Annotated in this window: 15 protein-coding genes; 6 read left to right on the top strand and 9 right to left on the bottom strand. The window is 71.5% G+C overall.

What is annotated here, in order from left to right; all coding sequences use genetic code 11:
• Positions 1-2: 2 nt before the first annotated feature.
• Together ACS04_RS15145 and ACS04_RS15140 are read right to left on the bottom strand one after the other, a co-directional pair.
• Positions 3-1,031, bottom strand: coding sequence for a carbohydrate ABC transporter permease (locus tag ACS04_RS15145; protein WP_048477114.1), 1,029 nt, complete (start codon positions 1,029-1,031; stop codon positions 3-5).
• An 8-nt stretch (positions 1,032-1,039) separates the two neighbouring features.
• Entirely contained in the window at positions 1,040-2,311 is a 1,272-nt protein-coding gene (locus tag ACS04_RS15140; RefSeq protein WP_048477113.1) for an extracellular solute-binding protein, read from the bottom strand.
• A gap of 222 nt (positions 2,312-2,533) precedes the next feature.
• On the opposite strand from ACS04_RS15140, the gene ACS04_RS15135 reads away from it, so the two are divergent.
• The 4 genes from ACS04_RS15135 (at position 2,534) to ACS04_RS15120 (ending at position 7,243) form a co-directional block, all read left to right on the top strand.
• Positions 2,534-4,162, top strand: coding sequence for a glycoside hydrolase family 13 protein (locus ACS04_RS15135; RefSeq protein ID WP_048477112.1), 1,629 nt, complete (start codon positions 2,534-2,536; stop codon positions 4,160-4,162).
• 26 nt (positions 4,163-4,188) lie between these two features.
• Positions 4,189-5,220: a LacI family DNA-binding transcriptional regulator gene (locus ACS04_RS15130; protein ID WP_048477143.1), complete on the top strand. Its 1,032-nt coding sequence runs from the start codon at positions 4,189-4,191 to the stop codon at positions 5,218-5,220.
• Positions 5,221-5,343: 123 nt separating this feature from the next.
• Positions 5,344-6,234: a phosphatase PAP2 family protein gene (locus tag ACS04_RS15125; RefSeq protein WP_078864782.1), complete on the top strand. Its 891-nt coding sequence runs from the start codon at positions 5,344-5,346 to the stop codon at positions 6,232-6,234.
• A gap of 109 nt (positions 6,235-6,343) precedes the next feature.
• The gene (locus ACS04_RS15120) at positions 6,344-7,243 is read left to right on the top strand and encodes an immunity 49 family protein (RefSeq protein ID WP_048477110.1); all 900 of its coding nucleotides are present in this window, start codon (positions 6,344-6,346) and stop codon (positions 7,241-7,243) included.
• 6 nt (positions 7,244-7,249) lie between these two features.
• Here ACS04_RS15120 and ACS04_RS15115 read toward each other — a convergent pair whose 3' ends face one another.
• Both ACS04_RS15115 and ACS04_RS15110 read right to left on the bottom strand, forming a co-directional pair.
• A complete protein-coding gene (locus ACS04_RS15115; RefSeq protein ID WP_048477109.1) occupies positions 7,250-8,833 on the bottom strand; it encodes an amidohydrolase in 1,584 nt (527 codons plus the stop codon).
• Positions 8,755-10,308, bottom strand: coding sequence for an APC family permease (locus ACS04_RS15110; protein WP_107438610.1), 1,554 nt, complete (start codon positions 10,306-10,308; stop codon positions 8,755-8,757). The genes ACS04_RS15115 and ACS04_RS15110 overlap by 79 nt, the downstream gene beginning before the upstream one ends.
• A 113-nt stretch (positions 10,309-10,421) precedes the next feature.
• On the opposite strand from ACS04_RS15110, the gene ACS04_RS15105 reads away from it, so the two are divergent.
• Entirely contained in the window at positions 10,422-11,036 is a 615-nt protein-coding gene (locus ACS04_RS15105; RefSeq protein WP_048477107.1) for a TetR/AcrR family transcriptional regulator, read from the top strand.
• 176 nt (positions 11,037-11,212) lie between these two features.
• Here ACS04_RS15105 and ACS04_RS15100 read toward each other — a convergent pair whose 3' ends face one another.
• Genes ACS04_RS15100 through ACS04_RS15090 form a run of 3 tightly spaced genes read right to left on the bottom strand, consistent with a single transcriptional unit; the run spans position 11,213 to position 12,518 of the window.
• Positions 11,213-11,410 (bottom strand): hypothetical protein, encoded by a 198-nt coding sequence (locus tag ACS04_RS15100; protein WP_048477106.1) that lies wholly within the window; start codon positions 11,408-11,410, stop codon positions 11,213-11,215.
• Between the two features lie 5 nt (positions 11,411-11,415).
• On the bottom strand, positions 11,416-11,673 hold the full coding sequence (locus ACS04_RS15095; RefSeq protein WP_048477105.1) for a DUF397 domain-containing protein: 258 nt from the start codon (positions 11,671-11,673) through the stop codon (positions 11,416-11,418).
• The gene (locus tag ACS04_RS15090) at positions 11,670-12,518 is read right to left on the bottom strand and encodes a helix-turn-helix domain-containing protein (protein WP_048477104.1); all 849 of its coding nucleotides are present in this window, start codon (positions 12,516-12,518) and stop codon (positions 11,670-11,672) included. Before ACS04_RS15090 ends, ACS04_RS15095 begins: the two co-directional genes overlap by 4 nt.
• A gap of 343 nt (positions 12,519-12,861) precedes the next feature.
• On the opposite strand from ACS04_RS15090, the gene ACS04_RS15085 reads away from it, so the two are divergent.
• Positions 12,862-13,710 carry a hypothetical protein gene (locus tag ACS04_RS15085; protein WP_048477103.1) on the top strand — a complete coding sequence of 283 codons (849 nt, stop codon included), beginning with the start codon at positions 12,862-12,864 and terminating at the stop codon, positions 13,708-13,710.
• A 9-nt stretch (positions 13,711-13,719) separates the two neighbouring features.
• Here the strand turns inward: ACS04_RS15085 and ACS04_RS15080 are convergent, their stop codons facing one another.
• Positions 13,720-13,935, bottom strand: coding sequence for a hypothetical protein (locus ACS04_RS15080; protein ID WP_158977275.1), 216 nt, complete (start codon positions 13,933-13,935; stop codon positions 13,720-13,722).
• 176 nt (positions 13,936-14,111) lie between these two features.
• Positions 14,112-14,534, bottom strand: coding sequence for a hypothetical protein (locus tag ACS04_RS15075; protein ID WP_048477101.1), 423 nt, complete (start codon positions 14,532-14,534; stop codon positions 14,112-14,114).
• Between the last annotated feature and the right edge of the window lie 272 nt (positions 14,535-14,806).

The raw sequence follows: 14,806 nt of genomic DNA, 5'->3' as shown, positions 1-14,806 counted from the left end.
GGTCACCACACCTCTCCCTGCTTGCGCAGCGAGCGCCGGTAGACCAGCGCGAAGATCATGAGCAGGGCGAGGATGAGCACGCCCCAGGTGGCGGAGCCCGCGAAGTCGCGGGGGCTGGCCACGAACGCCTCCCGGAAGGCCTGGGTCACCAGGATCTCCGTGGAGTCGCCCGGTCCGCCCCGCGTCAGCAGGAAGATCACCGGGAACATGTTGAAGGTCCAGATGGTGGAGAGCAGGATCACGGTCATGCTCACCGCCCGCAGTCCGGGCAGGGTGATGTGCCTGAACCGCTGCCAGGCGGTGGCGCCGTCCATCTCGGCGGCCTCGTACAGCTCGCCGGGGATCGACTGCAGCCCGCCGAGCAGGGCGACCATCATGAAGGGGACGCCGAGCCAGACGTTGACGGCGACGACCGAGAACTTGGCCCACGTCGGGTCGTCGAGCCACGGGACCGCGGAAATGCCGCCCCCGTCGAGGATCTTGTTCAGGATGCCGCTGTCGCGGTTGAACAGGAACCGCCAGGCGAAGACGGAGACGAAGCCGGGGACGGCCCAGGGCAGGATGAGCGCCATCCGGTAGGCGGCGCGGCCCCGGAAGTCCCGGTTGAGCATGTTGGCCAGGGCCAGTCCGAGCGTGAAGGTGATCGACACGCACAGGACGGTCCACACCACCGTCCACACCAGCCGCTGCAGGAACACCGGGTCGGCCAGGACGTCGGCGTAGTTGTCGAGGCCGACGAACGTGTACGTGGCCTCAATGTGGTTGGCGCCGATCGTACGGCCGACGTTGCGCTCGTTGGCGTCGGTCAGCGACAGGTAGACGCCGCGGGCGAGCGGCCAGCCGATGATCACGCCGAGGACGAGCACCACCGGGGCGACCATGGCCCAGGCGTACCAGTGGGTGGCCAGGGCGCGCCCCAGGCCGCCCCGCTTCGCGCTGTCAGTCCTGCGGCTCCGGCCGCGGGCCGCGACGGAGTCTCCTCCGTCGCCGCCCGCGGCCTTCGCCACCGACTGGCTGGTGTCAGCAGCCATCGCTCCTACTACTTCCAGCCCTTGAGGATCTTGCGGAACTCGACGCCGGCCGCCTTGGCCGCGTCCTCCGGGCTCGACGCCCCGGTGATCGCCTTGGTGTACTCGACCTTCAGCGGCTCGAAGAGGGAGCCGTTCTCCGGGATCCAGGCGCGCTCGACGGCCTTGTCCACGGCCGGCTTGAAGAACTGGACCATCTCGCTGGACTTGACGTCCGGCTGCTCGTAGGCGGCGGTCCGGGTGGGGAGCAGGCTGAGCTCCTTGGTGGACTGCACCTGCACGTCCTGCGAGGTCATGTACTCGACGAAGGCGTGCGCGGCGGCGCGGTTCTTGGAACCGGCGTAGACGGCGAGGTCGTGGCCGCCCTGCGGGGCACCGGCCTTGGCGGAGCCGGCCGGGACGGCGGCGACGCCGAGGTTGGCCTTGTCCTTGAACTGGTCGCCGGCGTAGGTGTCGGCGACGGCCCACGGACCGTTGATCATCATCGCGGCCTCGCCCGACTTGAAGGCGGTCTGCATGTTGGTCCAGCCGTCGGTGGCGTTGGTGATCGCCGCGCCCGAGGTGACCAGGTCGCGGGCGGTCTTGAACGCCTTGACGCCGGCCGGGTTGTCGACGGTGACCGTCTTGGTCTTCGCGTCGACCAGGTCGCCGCCCTCACCGTAGATGAGCGGGAGGAACCAGTACGAGTCGTCGCCGCGCAGGTAGAGGCCGGCCTTGCCGGTCTTCGCCTTGATCGCGGCGGAGGCGGTCTTCAGCTCCTCCAGGGTCTTGGGGGGCTGGACGCCGGCGTCGGCGAGCATCTTCTTGTTGTAGAAGAGGCCGAGGGTGTCGATGACCTGCGGGACGGCGTAGGTCTTGCCCTCGTACTTGCCGCTGGCCGCGGCCTGGGGCAGGAACTCGGCGTCGACCTTCTTGGCCGTCTCGGCCGGCACCTCGTCGAGGTAGCCGAGCGAGGCGAAGTCGGCGACCCAGCCGACGTCGGCGCGGATCACGTCAGGGGCTTCGGAACCGCTGCTGAAGGCGTTCTTGACCTTGTTCTGCGCGTCGCCGTACGGGACGTTGACGTACTTGACGGTGACCTTCGGGTGCTTCGCGGTGAACGCCTCGGCGATCTTCTGGAAGCTGGCCTTCTCGGCGTCGTTCGAGGTGTCCCACCACGTGACCGTGCCGGAGAGCTCCCCGCCGGCCTTGGTCTCGTCGCCGCCCTTGTCGTCACCGCCGCAAGCCGTCGCCGCGAGCGCCAGGGTCGCGACCAGCGCGGTGGCCGCTATGCCACGCCGCATATGAACTCCTTCGATGATCCCGGCCGCGCCCTCGCGGTCCCGAGTTGCAGGGAACGTAACAAGCCTGAAAGCCGACCGAAAGAGCTTGCGGCAATTTTCTGCAAGCACGGCCGATCGTTACATCCGTGTGTCCTGACGGTTGCCGCCGCTTGCTGGATGTTCGAACTTCCTTCGGGGCATCAGGCCCGCAACCAGGGGGCATGTACGCGCGTTGACCCCGATATGACCCATGAGCTGACCGCCCCCCGGCTTGCAAGCGCTTCCAGCAAGGAGACCGCAAGCGGCGGCGGCTGGTGGCGCGATGCCGTCATCTACCAGGTGTACGTCCGGTCCTTCGCCGACAGCGACGGCGACGGCATCGGCGACCTCCAGGGGGTGCGCGCCCGCCTGCCCCACCTGGCCCGGCTCGGAGTCGACGCCGTGTGGCTCACCCCCTTCTACGTCTCCCCGCAGGCCGACGGCGGCTACGACGTCGCCGACTACCGGGCCGTCGACCCCCTCTTCGGGGACCTGTCCGACGCCGACGAGCTCGTCCGCTCCGCCCACGCCCTGGGCCTGCGGGTCATCGTGGACGTGGTGCCCAACCACACCTCCGAGCGGCACCCCTGGTTCCGGGAGGCCCTCGCCGACCCCGCGGCCGGGGCCCGCGACCGCTACCACTTCCGCCCCGGCCGCGGACCGGGCGGGGAGCTCCCGCCCAACGACTGGGAGTCCGTCTTCGGCGGCCCCGCCTGGTCCCGCACCTCCGACGGGGCCTGGTACCTGCACCTCTTCGCCCCCGAGCAGCCGGATCTGAACTGGGAGCACCCCGAGGTGGCCGAGGAGTTCTCCTCCGTCCTGCGCTTCTGGCTCGACCTCGGCGTCGACGGGTTCCGCATCGACGTGGCCCACGGCATGGTCAAGGCGCCCGGTATGCCCGACATCGGCCGCGGCGCCCAGGCCACCTTGATCGGCACCGAGCCGCTCCCCTTCTTCGACCAGGACGGCGTGCACGAGATCCACCGCTCCTGGCGGCGGCTGCTCGACTCCTACGAGGGCCCCCGCATCGGGGTCGCCGAGGCCTGGGCCCCGACCTCCGAGCGGCTCGCCCTGTACGTGCGGCCCGACGAGATGCACCAGGCCTTCAACTTCCGCTTCCTGAACTGCCCCTGGGACACCTCGGCGATGCGGACCGTGATCGACGAGTCCCTGGCGGCCACGGCCTCCGTCGGCGCCACCACCACCTGGGTGCTCTCCAACCACGACGTCGTACGCCAGGTGACCAGGTACGGGGGCGGCGCCCGGGGCCTGGCCCGCGCCCGGGCCGCCGCGCTGCTGATGCTCGCCCTGCCCGGGTCGGCGTACCTCTACCAGGGCGAGGAGCTCGGCCTGCCCGAGGTCGCCGACCTCCCCGACGGCCTGCGCCAGGACCCCGCTTTCCTGCGCTCCGCGGGGCAGGACGGGCTGCGCGACGGCTGCCGGATCCCGCTGCCCTGGTCCGGCGAGCGGCCCCCGTACGGGTTCGGGCCGGCCGGCAGCTGGCTCCCGCAGCCCGCCGACTGGGCCCCGCTCAGCGTGGCCGCCCAGACCGGCGACCCCCACTCGACGCTGGAGCTGTACCGCGCCGCCCTGGAGCTGCGCCGCGCGCTGCCCGGCCTCGGCTCCCCCGACGCCGGGCCGCTGACCTGGCTGCCCGCGCCCGAGGGCGTGCTCCTCTTCACCCGGCCCGGGTTCGCCTGCACCCTCAACAGCCGCTCCGAGCCGCTCGAACTCCCCGCGCCGGGGCGTCCCGTCCTGTCCAGCGCGCCGGTGGAGACCGACGGCCGGACCGTGCTGCTGCCGCCGGATTCGTGCACGTGGTGGGCGTTGTGAGCCGGGGACCGGTACAGTCCAATCCCGTGACCGCACGGCTAGCCGACATCGCAGCCCAGGCGGGGGTCAGCGAAGCCACAGTCAGCCGCGTGCTCAACGGCAAGCCCGGTGTGGCCGCCGGCACCCGTGAATCGGTGCTGGCCGCGCTCGACGTGCTCGGCTACGAGCGCCCGGTGAAGCTGCGCCAGCGCAGCGCCGGGCTCGTCGGACTGATAACCCCCGAGCTGGACAACCCCATCTTCCCGGCGCTCGCGCAGGTCATCGGCCAGGCGCTGACCCGGCAGGGGTACACCCCGGTCCTGGCCACGCAGACGCCCGGCGGGTCCACCGAGGACGAGCTGACCGAGATGCTGGTCGACCGCGGGGTCTCCGGGATCATCTTCGTCTCCGGGCTGCACGCCGACACCACCGCCGACATGGGCCGCTACGACCAACTCCGCGGGCAGGGCGTCCCGTACGTCCTCATCAACGGGTTCTCCGACAAGGTGCAGGCCCCCTTCGTCTCGCCCGACGACCGCGCCGCGATGCAGCTCGCCGTGACCCACCTGACCGCGCTCGGGCACACCCGCATCGGGCTCGCGGTCGGACCCAAGCGGTTCGTGCCCGTACTGCGCAAGATCGAGGGCTTCCGGCTCGGGATGAAGGAGCGGCTCGGTCTGGACGAGGCCGAGGTCGAGGAGCTCGTCCAGCACTCCCTGTACACCCTGGAGGGCGGGCAGGCCGCGGCGGCCGCGCTCATCGCGCGCGGCTGCACCGCCGTCGTCTGCGCGAGCGACATGATGGCGCTCGGGGCGATCCGGGCTGCCCGGCAGCGGGGCCTGCGGGTGCCGCAGGACGTCTCCGTCGTCGGCTTCGACGACTCTCCCCTCATAGCGTTCACCGATCCGCCGCTGACCACCATCCGGCAGCCGGTGCAGGCCATGGGGCAGGCGGCGGTCCGTACGCTCCTGGAGGAGATCGGCGGTACGCCCGCCCCGCACAGCGAGTTCGTCTTCCTCCCCGAGCTGGTGGTCCGCGGATCCACCGCCTCCGGTCCGCAGCAGCGCCGGGGAGCGTAGGGGAACGCAGGGGGACGTAGGGGAACGTAGGGGATCACCTACTCCCCAGGGGTGAGCGGCTGCGCCGGAGACCGTCCGGAGGGATGATCGGAGGCGGGGGCGCATCTGGCAGACTCTTTCCCCATGGGTGAATCGAGCGTGAAGACACTGGAAACCCGGACGGAAGTGTCGTCATCCCGCGTGGTCGGCGATGGGGCCCGTCCGGGCGATCAGCGCGCTCTCCTGCCCCGGCTGCGCGCTCCGCGCCGGCCACGCATCTGGTTCGAGATCCTGCTCATCGGGGTCAGCTACTGGACGTACTCGCTCATCCGCAACGCGGTGCCCGAGCAGAAGGCGGACGCCCTCGCGAATGCCGACTGGCTGTGGGACCTCGAACGCACCCTCGGCATCGCCGTCGAGCACTCGGTCAACCACGCCGTCAACTCGGTGACGTGGCTGGTCGTCGGCATGAACTACTACTACGCCACGCTCCACTTCGTCGTCACCATCGGCGTCCTGGTGTGGATCTACCGCTTCCACCCGGGTCGTTACGCGGCGACGCGGATGGTCCTCTTCGCGACCACGGGCGTGGCCCTGCTCGGCTACTACTTCTTCCCGCTCGCGCCGCCCCGGCTGATGAACGGGCAGGACTTCGTGGACACCGTGCTGGTCCACCACACCTGGGGCTCGATGGCCTCCGGCAACCTCAAGCACATGTCGAACCAGTACGCGGCCATGCCCTCGATGCACATAGGGTGGTCGCTCTGGTGCGGGCTGACGATCTTCGCGGTCGCCTCCGCCCCGTGGGCCCGGATCCTGGGGCTGCTCTACCCGGTCGCCACCCTCGTGGTCATCGTGGCCACCGCCAACCACTTCTGGCTGGACGCCGCGGGCGGCATGCTCTGCCTCGCGTTCGGCTACACCGTCTCGCGCGCCTGGTACGGCGCGCTCCCGCACCGGCTGCCGCGCGAGCCGCGGGCCACCGACGCGCATCCGGCCACGGCCGCGCTGCTGAACCGGTTCCGCGGGGCCTGAGCCGCCCCGGCGGGCCCGCCGCAGCGGATCGCGCGGCTCCCTGCGGCTCGCGATGTCAGTGGGTGTTGTTAGCGTGCGCCTCGCCAGCAGGAACGATCAAGGAGGCGGCGTGCGGGACGTGGAGCGGCACGAGGTCGGCGAGCACCGGATGACCGAGGCCCTGGAAGACGTCCCGGGACGTGCCTACGACCACTGGTACGAGCTGCGGTACGGCGGCGGGCTGTCCCTCAAGGGGCTCCACGAGACCCGTCAGGACCTCCTCGACCACGTCGGCGCGCGGTCGCTGGCGGACCCGGAGCTGACCGGAGCCGTCGCCCGCCGTGCGCTGCTGACGGCGGCCGAATGCGCGTTGGGGGAGCTCTCCCTCGGCTGCTTCCCGAACGGCGACTTCGAGGTGCCGTTCCCCCTCCTCCACGAGGAGCTCAGCAGCACGGACCTCTCCTTCGGCGGCGACGCCGTCGACCGGGCGCCTACGGCCCGCACCTGGCTGGACGCGTTCGCGCTGTGCGTGGCCTGCGGGGTGGTCCGGGAGCGGAACCGGGCGATCGGGCTGCTGCTGCGCAACGACTACGCCCCGGCGCTGCGCGACGGCGTGCCGTACTCGCCGCTCGACTCGCACTCCGACCCGGCCGAGCTCGCCGAGATGGACGCGCTGTGCCTCTACCTGACGCCGGCGGCCGGGCACCTGCCGCCGGACTGGCCGCAGGAGACCCTGCGCAAGCCCGACGCCGCCGAGCGCGCCGAGGCCGCCCGGCGGCTGGACGGCTTCGAGGTGCTCACCGCGGACCAGCGGCTGCTGCGCGTCCTGCTGGACGACGACCAGCCCGCCTTCGAGCGGGCCCTGGCCGGGATACTCGCCGGTTTCCGCGAGGGCGCGGCCGAGGACGCACCCGCCCGCTCCCTCCTCCCGGTCGCCACCATCGCGTTGGCCGCGCTGGCCGTCCAGGTCCACGGCTGGCGGCTCGGCGTCACCTCCGCCTACCTGCCGCAGAGCCTCCTGCACGCCTGACCGCCGCTACGCCTCCTCGCGGTGCGTGATCCGGCCGCCCGACATCGTGAGCCGGATCGGCGCCCCGGCCAGCTCGTCGGGGGCCGCGTCCACCGGGTCGAGGGCGAAGGCCGTCAGGTCCGCCCGGAAGCCGGGCGCGATACGGCCGGCCACCCGCTCCTCCCCCGCCGCGAGCGCCGCGTGCGAGGTCATTCCCTCCAGGGCCATCAGCCCGGTCAGGGCGGGCCCGGCGGCGGCCGCGCCGAGCGGGCTGCGGGCGGTGGCCAGGACCCGGCGGGCGTCGTGGTGGGCGATGGGCCAGTCCGAGCCCAGAGCCAGCACGGCTCCCGCCTCGCGCAGGTCCCGGCAGCGCCAGGCCCGCGCCGCCCGGTCCGGGCCCAGCCGCTTCGACCACTCGTCGCTGTGGTCGGCCCGGGTGTACGCGGTGTGCGGCGGCTGCATCGAGGCGATCACCCCGAGCTGCGCGAACCGTCCCAGCTGGTCGTCCGGGACGGTCTCGATGTGCTCGATCCGGTGCCGCATCCGGGCGCGGGCGCCCAGCGAGGCCACCGTGTCCAGGACGTGGCGGACGGCCGCGTCGCCGATGGCGTGGGTCGCGGTGCGCACCCCGGCCGCGTCCAGGGTCCGTACGGCCTGCGAGTAGGCCTCGGGATCGGGCCAGAAGGCGTCCGTGCCGCGGCCGTGGCAGTCGGCGTGCTCCAGCCAGGCCGTGCCGCCCTCGACGGTGCCGTCCATGAAGAACTTGACGCCGCCGACCTGCCAGTGGCGGCCGTGCAGCCCCTGGAGCCCGATCAGCTCCGCCAGGTCCTCGGGGGTGGCGCCCGGCATGCACCAGGGCGCCGGCCTCAGCCGCAGCGGCAGGTCGCCGTCGTACTCGACGCCCGCGAGCAGGGCCGGTACGTCGCCGTCGCCGAGGTCCATCACGTGGGCCCCGGTGAGTCCGGTGGCGGCCATCTCGCCGAGCAGGGCGGTGAGCCGGGCGCGCCGCTCGGCGGCCGAGGGCTTGGGGGCGAGGGCGCCGACCAGGGCCATCGCGGCGTGCTCGACGAGGTGCCCGGTCGGGCGGCCGTCCGGGCCGCAGACGATCTCCGAGCGCTGGTCGAAGGTGCGCGGGCCGGTGATGCCCGCGGCGGCCAGGGCCGCGCCGGAGGCGAGGGCGGAGTGGCCGTCGTACAGGCGCAGGAAGGCGGGGGCGCCGGCCAGGGCCTCCTCGACCAGGGTCTTGTCGACGGGGCGGCCGCCGAAGGCGTTGTGGTCGAGGCCGTGGCCGAGGACCCAGCCTCCGAGGCGGGGCGCGGTGCGCAGGGCCGACCGGAGCCGGTCGAGGTCGCGGACGGCCGAGAGGTCGGTGCCGGCGGCCATCTCGATGCCCCAGATGGGGTGGCTGTGGGCGTCGGTCAGGCCGGGGGTGAGGGTGGCGCCGCCGAGGTCGAGCACCGTCGTACCGGGGCCGCGCCAGTCGCGTACGTCGGCCTCGTCGCCCACGGCGAGGATCTCGCCGCCGAGGACGGCTACCGCGCGGGCCTCGGGCCGGGCGGGATCGAGGGTGCGGACGCGGGCTCCGGTGAGGACGGTGTCGGCAACGGGCACAGCGCTTCTCCTTGGGTGTCCGGCGCGGAGGTTCCGGCATCGGGCTCGGCGGCGAATCGGGCGTAGGTCTCGGGGCGGTGGGTCTTCAGGCGCTGCGCGAGCCCGAGCCCGGCCAGGAACACGGCGGGGACGAGGGCGACGAGCACGGTGTTCACGGTGGTGGAGGCCATGGTGAACAGGTCCACCTTGGAGACGACGAGGCAGATCGCGACGGCCAGCAGCACGGCGGCGGCGACCGGCGCGACCACGGTCCGCCAGGGGCCCTCGGTGTGCGCGGTGCGCCGGAAGTGGACGGGTACGGCGATCGCGGCGAGCAGCATCAGCGCCATGAGCCCGATCATGCCGGGCGTGTTCACCCAGAGCAGCAGTTGCTGGTAGGGATCCGCCCCGGCGAGCGCGAAGGCGAGGACGATGACGGCGCCGAGGCCGGTCTGGGCGAGTCCGGCGAGGTACGGGGAGCGGTGGCGCGGGTGGACCCGGCCGAGGGCGGCGGGCAGTACGCCCTCCTCGGCGAGGGCGAGCGCGTAGCGGTTGATGGCGTTGTGGAAGGCGAGGAGGGAGGCGACGACGCTGGTGACGATGAAGAGGTGCATGAGGTCGGCCGCCCAGGGGCCCACGTACGTGGTGATCGCGGCGAAGAAGAGGCCGCCGGGGTCCTCGGCGGCGGCCGCGAGGACTTCCCCGGCGCCGAAGGCCTGGATGACGGTCCAGACGATGAAGGCGTAGAAGAGGCCGAGGAAGGCGACGGCGATGTAGGTGGCGCGCGGGATGGTCCGGTCGGGGTCGCGGGCCTCACGGCGGTAGATGACGGTGGACTCGAAGCCGGTGAAGGCGGCGAAGGCGAAGGCCAGGACGGCGGCGGTGCCGGGGACGAGCACCGCGCCGGGGGCGAAGGAGCCGGCGGACAGTCCGTGGGCGCCGCCCTGGAGGAGGACGCCTCCCGCGAGGAGGACGAGTATCCCGGTCTCGGCGACGAGCAGGACGCCGAGCAGCTTGGCGCCGAAGTCGATGGAGCGGAAGCCTCCGTACCAGATGAGGGCGAGGCCGGCGAGGGAGACGGGCAGCCAGGGGACGTCGAGGCCGCCGAGGGCGTGGGCGGTGTCGGCCGTGGTGGTGCCGAGGAGGCCGTAGACCCCGATCTCCATGCCGTTGTAGCCGACGAGGGCGAGCAGGGCGGCGCCGATGCCGACGCGCTTGCCGAGGCCGCGGGTGATGTAGGCGTAGAAGGCGCCGCCGCTGCGGACGTGGCGGCTCATCGTGGTGAACCCGACGGCGAAAACGGCGAGGGTGAGGCCCGCGAGGAGGTACCCGGCGGGGGCGCCGATCCCGCCGAGGAGGATCGCGACGGGGGCCACGCCGGCCATGACGGTGAGGGGGGCGGCGGCGGAGACCACGAAGAAGGAGATGTCGGCGGTGCCGAGCGCGGCGCGGCGCAGGGCGGGTCTGTCTGCTGGCTGATCCGGCATTTCGGGCATACGGCAGTGCACCCTTCGGGGAGACCGGGGAGACCAAAACCTAAAGGCTTTAGGTTTGCGGCAATGTAGCCTCCGGTTTTGGCGTACGGGAAGACACACGGCGGGAGAAACCGATGGCACGGCCGCGCACCCCCCTCCTGGACCGGGAGCGGATCGCCGCGACCGCCCTGCAACTGCTGGCGGAGCACGGCGAGTTCAGCGTCCCGCAGATCGCGCGGGCGCTCGGCGTGCAGACCGGGTCGGTGTATCACCACGTGGACGGCCGGGCGGGGGTGGTGGAGCTGGTGCGGGAGCTCGTGTGCGACCGGATCGCGGACGGGACGCTGGACCTGGAGCCCTGGGACCGGGCCCTGGAGGCCTGGGCGCGTTCGTACCGGGCCGCCTTCGCCGCGTACCCGCGGGCGATCCCGCTGCTGATGACCACGCCGGTGCGGGCCCCGCGGGTGCTGGCGCAGTACGAGCGGGCGGTCGGCATGCTGCTGGCGGCGGGGTTCACCCGCGAGCGGGTGATGCCGCTGTTGACGGCGCTGGAGAACCTGGTCCTGGGCTCGGCCCTTGACCTGGCCGCCCCCGAGGCGATGTGGGAGCCCTCCCCCGACACCCCGCTGCTGGCCGACGCCTTGGAGGCCGTCGGCCCCGGCCGCGCGGAGGCGGCCTTCGACGTGGGCCTGGCCGCGTTCCTGACGTACGCGCGCGCCTTGCTGGGTGGGGCGGGCGGCCCGGCCTGAGGCGGCGGTCAGCGTGCCGCGCGCGGACCCCGCCCTCTCCGCAGCAGTCCCCGCTGGGCAGGGGTCAGGGGCTCCGGTACGGGCCGGTCCGTGCTCGCACCCGTCCGCGCCAAGGCCTGGATGAGGGTGCGTACATAGGCTTCGTCGCCCATCCCGGCGAGGGCGAGCGCGAGCTCCTAGACGTTCCCGAGCCGCGTGGCGAAAGCCTCGGCCAACCGATCGGCGTGCGTGGAAACGGCGGAGCCGGCCTGGGCCACCGCCCGGGCGGCGTCCCAACTGTCGTGCACGTGGGCGCAGACGGCCGTGACGACGACTTGCCAGCACTTCGGATCCGGCCGCCGGTAGCGGTACACGGCCTTGAAGGCCGGACCCACTGGTCTCACTTGGACGCGTACGTGACGAACCCGTCCCAGGCGGCGGGGGCGACGGCCAGCCGGCCGCCGCCGGGCCGCTTGGAGTCCCGGACGAGGACGGTCCCGGGGGTCTGGGCGACCTCGATGCAGTCGGCTCCATCAGCGGTGCTGTAGCTGCTCTTGGTCCAAGCCACTTCGACGCAGTCGGGTCCGTCGTTGGTGCTGTAGCTGCTCTTGACCCACGTCAGCGCGGAGACGCCCTCGGCCGACTGCTTGATGCTCATGTCTCCCCCAGTACCTTCTCGATGAACGTCAGAGATTCGCGAGGCGTCAGAGCCTGCGCTCGGATCATGCCATAGCGCATGTCCAGGACCTGGACCTCTTTGGGCTCGGTGATCAAGCGGCTGACCAGCTGAACTTCGTTGTGTCCGACCGTCGTTCCATCCTTGAGGCGCATGATCTTCAGTGATCCCGCGAGACCGGCGTGCTCCTCCACCGCAGTGGGCATCACCTGGATCTCTACGTTGCGCAACTGGCCGACCTCCAGCAGGTGCTCCAGTTGGCGGCGCAGCACCATCTTGCCCCCGACAGGCCGTCGGAGAACAGCCTCCTCCTGTACGACGGTCAGCAACGGGGCCGGATGTCGGCGGAGGATGTCGTGGCGCGCCACCCTCGCCGCCACCAGACGCTCGATCTGATCCTCCGAGTAGGCCGGACGCCTCACCGCGTAGAGGGCACGGATGTACTCCTCGGTCTGAAGCAAGCCCGGGACCACGCCGTTGTCGTACGACCCGATCTCCACCGCCTCGGACTCCAACTTGGCCAGATCCCGAACCTTCTTGGGATAGCGGGCCTTTTCGACGTCCACCTTCATCGCGGCGATCTTCCCACCCGCGCCGAGAACCGCGTCCGCCTTGTCCAGGTACTCCGGACGCGGAATTCGGATGCCGCTTTCGATCTTGCGGTTCAGGTCCGCCCCGTAGCCCATCCGTTCAGCGAATGCGGACCGGTCGAATCCGGCGGCCTCCCGCCACATTTTCAACTGGCGTCCCACCGCCGCGACGACCGCCCCGGATTCGTCCTCCGGATCGAGTGCCCAGCTCGACTCGTCGGTGCCCTCTGCGCTCACTGCCACCTCCGCCTGCCTGCAACTCCTCCCAGGCTAAGCACGGATGCACACGTCGAGGCACGGGAATCGGAAAGTCCGATTTCACCGGATCGAGGTTTCCACGGTCCGGTGGGGCGATAGCCGGTGACGCTCGACGTCTAAAGACAAACAACCGGGGGAAATGACCTCTCCCCACCTCCCCCACCCCTCTCACTCGGACGGGTGAATCACCCCAACCCGGCTGGCGCATATGCCAATCCGTCGGGCACGCTTGCCCCCGACAACCCCATAACGCAATTCGGCCCTCGCTCGGGACGCCAATCCCGCCGAGGGCCTGACCAAGAGAAGGCTAGAGCCCCTTCCCATGGCTGATCAGCAGTTTAGCGCGCCCTCGCGCGTCTCGTCGGGCATCCGGCACATCAATCAGGACCACCGCCGCGGTTACGTCAAGATCGGCAACCACCTCGCCCAGCACCGCGAGTTGAGCATGGGCGCGATCGGTCTGGCCACGCACATCCAGTCCCTCCCGGCGGGCGCGAAGGTCACCATCAAGGCCCTTGCCGAACGCTTCCCCGAGGGGGAAGTCCGCATCGCGGCCACCCTGCGCGAGCCGGAGGAGCACGGCTACCTGGCCCGCTACCACGAGCGGCTCCCCACCGGCCGGATCGTGACCTGCACGGTCTCGTACAACAACCCGCCCGCGATGGCGGCAGCGGCGCGCGAACGGCGCGCCGAGCCCATCGGCACCGAGCCGAAGCCGACTCCCGAACCGGACCCCGAACCCGAGCCCGAGCCCGAAGCGGAGCCGGACCCCGCCCCGGCCGCCGTCTCCGAAACAGAACTCCAGGCCCGCGAGTTGCTCGCCCGACTGCGGCTGCGCGACCCCCGGCTCGTGCTGTCCGAGCGGGACACCGTACGGCTGGCGCCCGCCGCAGGCGTCTGGCTGGAGCGGGGGCTGACGGCGAGCGCCGTCATCGACGCCCTGACCCGCTCGCTCCCCACGACACCCATCCACTCCCCGGCAGCGCTGACCGCCCACCGCCTGCGGGAACTCCTGCCACCCCGGCTGCCGGACCCCGGGCCGCCCCGCCCCGTACCGCCCGACCGCGAGATCCACCCGCTCCGCACCTGCGACGGCTGCGACCGCGCCTTCCACTCCCCCGTCCCGGGCCGCTGCCGCGACTGCCCACCCGCCGACGCGCACGCGGCGTAGCCCGGGCATTCAGCGCCCGGCAAGCCAGACGGCCGCGAGGGCGGCGGCGAGGCCGAGGTGGGAGGTCACAAGCAATCCCCAGTCCAGGGGACCCATGCGCCACCGGCTACGGGCCATGAGCCGCCACTCGTACACCAGGGAGCCGATGGCGAGGACCAGCAATGGAACCCACAGCAGGGCCCACCAGGACCAGACCTCGCCCAGACGGAGAACGGCGCATGTCACGCCGAAGAAGAGGGCGGTCAGAACCCATCCGGGCTTCTGCTGATCTTCGGCACGCGCTGGAACTGAGGGAGTGTCCACGTCGTGTGTCCTCTCGGGTTCGCGGGGGAGGGCAAGCCTGCGGGGCGTGCCGCAACCACGGCTGCGGCACGCCCCTTTGGGTCAGAGCTCAGCGCACATCAGTGGAAAAGCTGCCAGATGGTGAGTAGGTCACCGCCCAGGCCGGCAGCGGTCAAAGGAGCCTTCCAGTACCAGGCCAGACCGTCGTACCAGGCCTTGAATTCGCTGTACGTGCCGGCGACGGCCTTGGCGAAGCCGGGGATCTTCTTGAACAGCTTGACGATGCCGTCGAACTTGCCGGCCGCGGCGCTCTCCCCGTTCGCTATCTCGACCAGCTCGGCGCGCTCGGCCGCGCTGTACTCGATGGGGGAGTTCAGCAGGGCGGTGGCCATCGATCGGACCAACTGCTGCTGTTCCTGCGTTGCCGCGGTGAAGGTCGGGGCAGCCGAGGCGGTGCTCGCCTGCGCCACGGTACCGCCGAGGCCCAGGGTCAGCGCCGCAAGTACGGCGACGCCGCCGATGCGCATGGTGTTGCGATTCACGTAGTCTTCCCTTTGTGTCATGCACAAAGGGGTGCGGAGATCAGGTGCCTGTTCGTGAAGCCGTCGGCTTGGACACTTTCGGCCCGAACCGCGCCTGGCTCCGCTCCCCCGTGCGAATTGCCATGTATGCGCAGCCGGTTGGACTGGTCAGGTACGACCGGTGCACGTTCACGAACGTAATGCAGCTACCCGATCTTGCCCAAGGGCTTACGGGGCACGAGGCGGGTCACAGGCTGCATTTCGGTCATTCGTTCCACTTCGGAAGGCGCTTT

It is taken from the genome of Streptomyces roseus (genome assembly GCF_001044425.1).
Classification (GTDB): Bacteria; Actinomycetota; Actinomycetes; order Streptomycetales; family Streptomycetaceae; genus Streptomyces; species Streptomyces roseus.
Note: the sequence above shows the minus strand (reverse complement) of the source record. Positions and strands in the feature narration are given on the sequence as shown.

Coding starts and splice junctions, on each gene's coding strand:
- ACS04_RS15135 (WP_048477112.1), top strand. CDS start 2,534: ATGACCCATGAGCTGACCGCCCCCCGGCTTGCAAGCGCTTCCAGCAAG.
- ACS04_RS15085 (WP_048477103.1), top strand. CDS start 12,862: ATGGCTGATCAGCAGTTTAGCGCGCCCTCGCGCGTCTCGTCGGGCATC.
- ACS04_RS15095 (WP_048477105.1), bottom strand. CDS start 11,673: ATGAGCATCAAGCAGTCGGCCGAGGGCGTCTCCGCGCTGACGTGGGTC.
- ACS04_RS15145 (WP_048477114.1), bottom strand. CDS start 1,031: ATGGCTGCTGACACCAGCCAGTCGGTGGCGAAGGCCGCGGGCGGCGAC.
- ACS04_RS15105 (WP_048477107.1), top strand. CDS start 10,422: ATGGCACGGCCGCGCACCCCCCTCCTGGACCGGGAGCGGATCGCCGCG.
- ACS04_RS15140 (WP_048477113.1), bottom strand. CDS start 2,311: ATGCGGCGTGGCATAGCGGCCACCGCGCTGGTCGCGACCCTGGCGCTC.
- ACS04_RS15125 (WP_078864782.1), top strand. CDS start 5,344: ATGGGTGAATCGAGCGTGAAGACACTGGAAACCCGGACGGAAGTGTCG.
- ACS04_RS15110 (WP_107438610.1), bottom strand. CDS start 10,308: ATGCCCGAAATGCCGGATCAGCCAGCAGACAGACCCGCCCTGCGCCGC.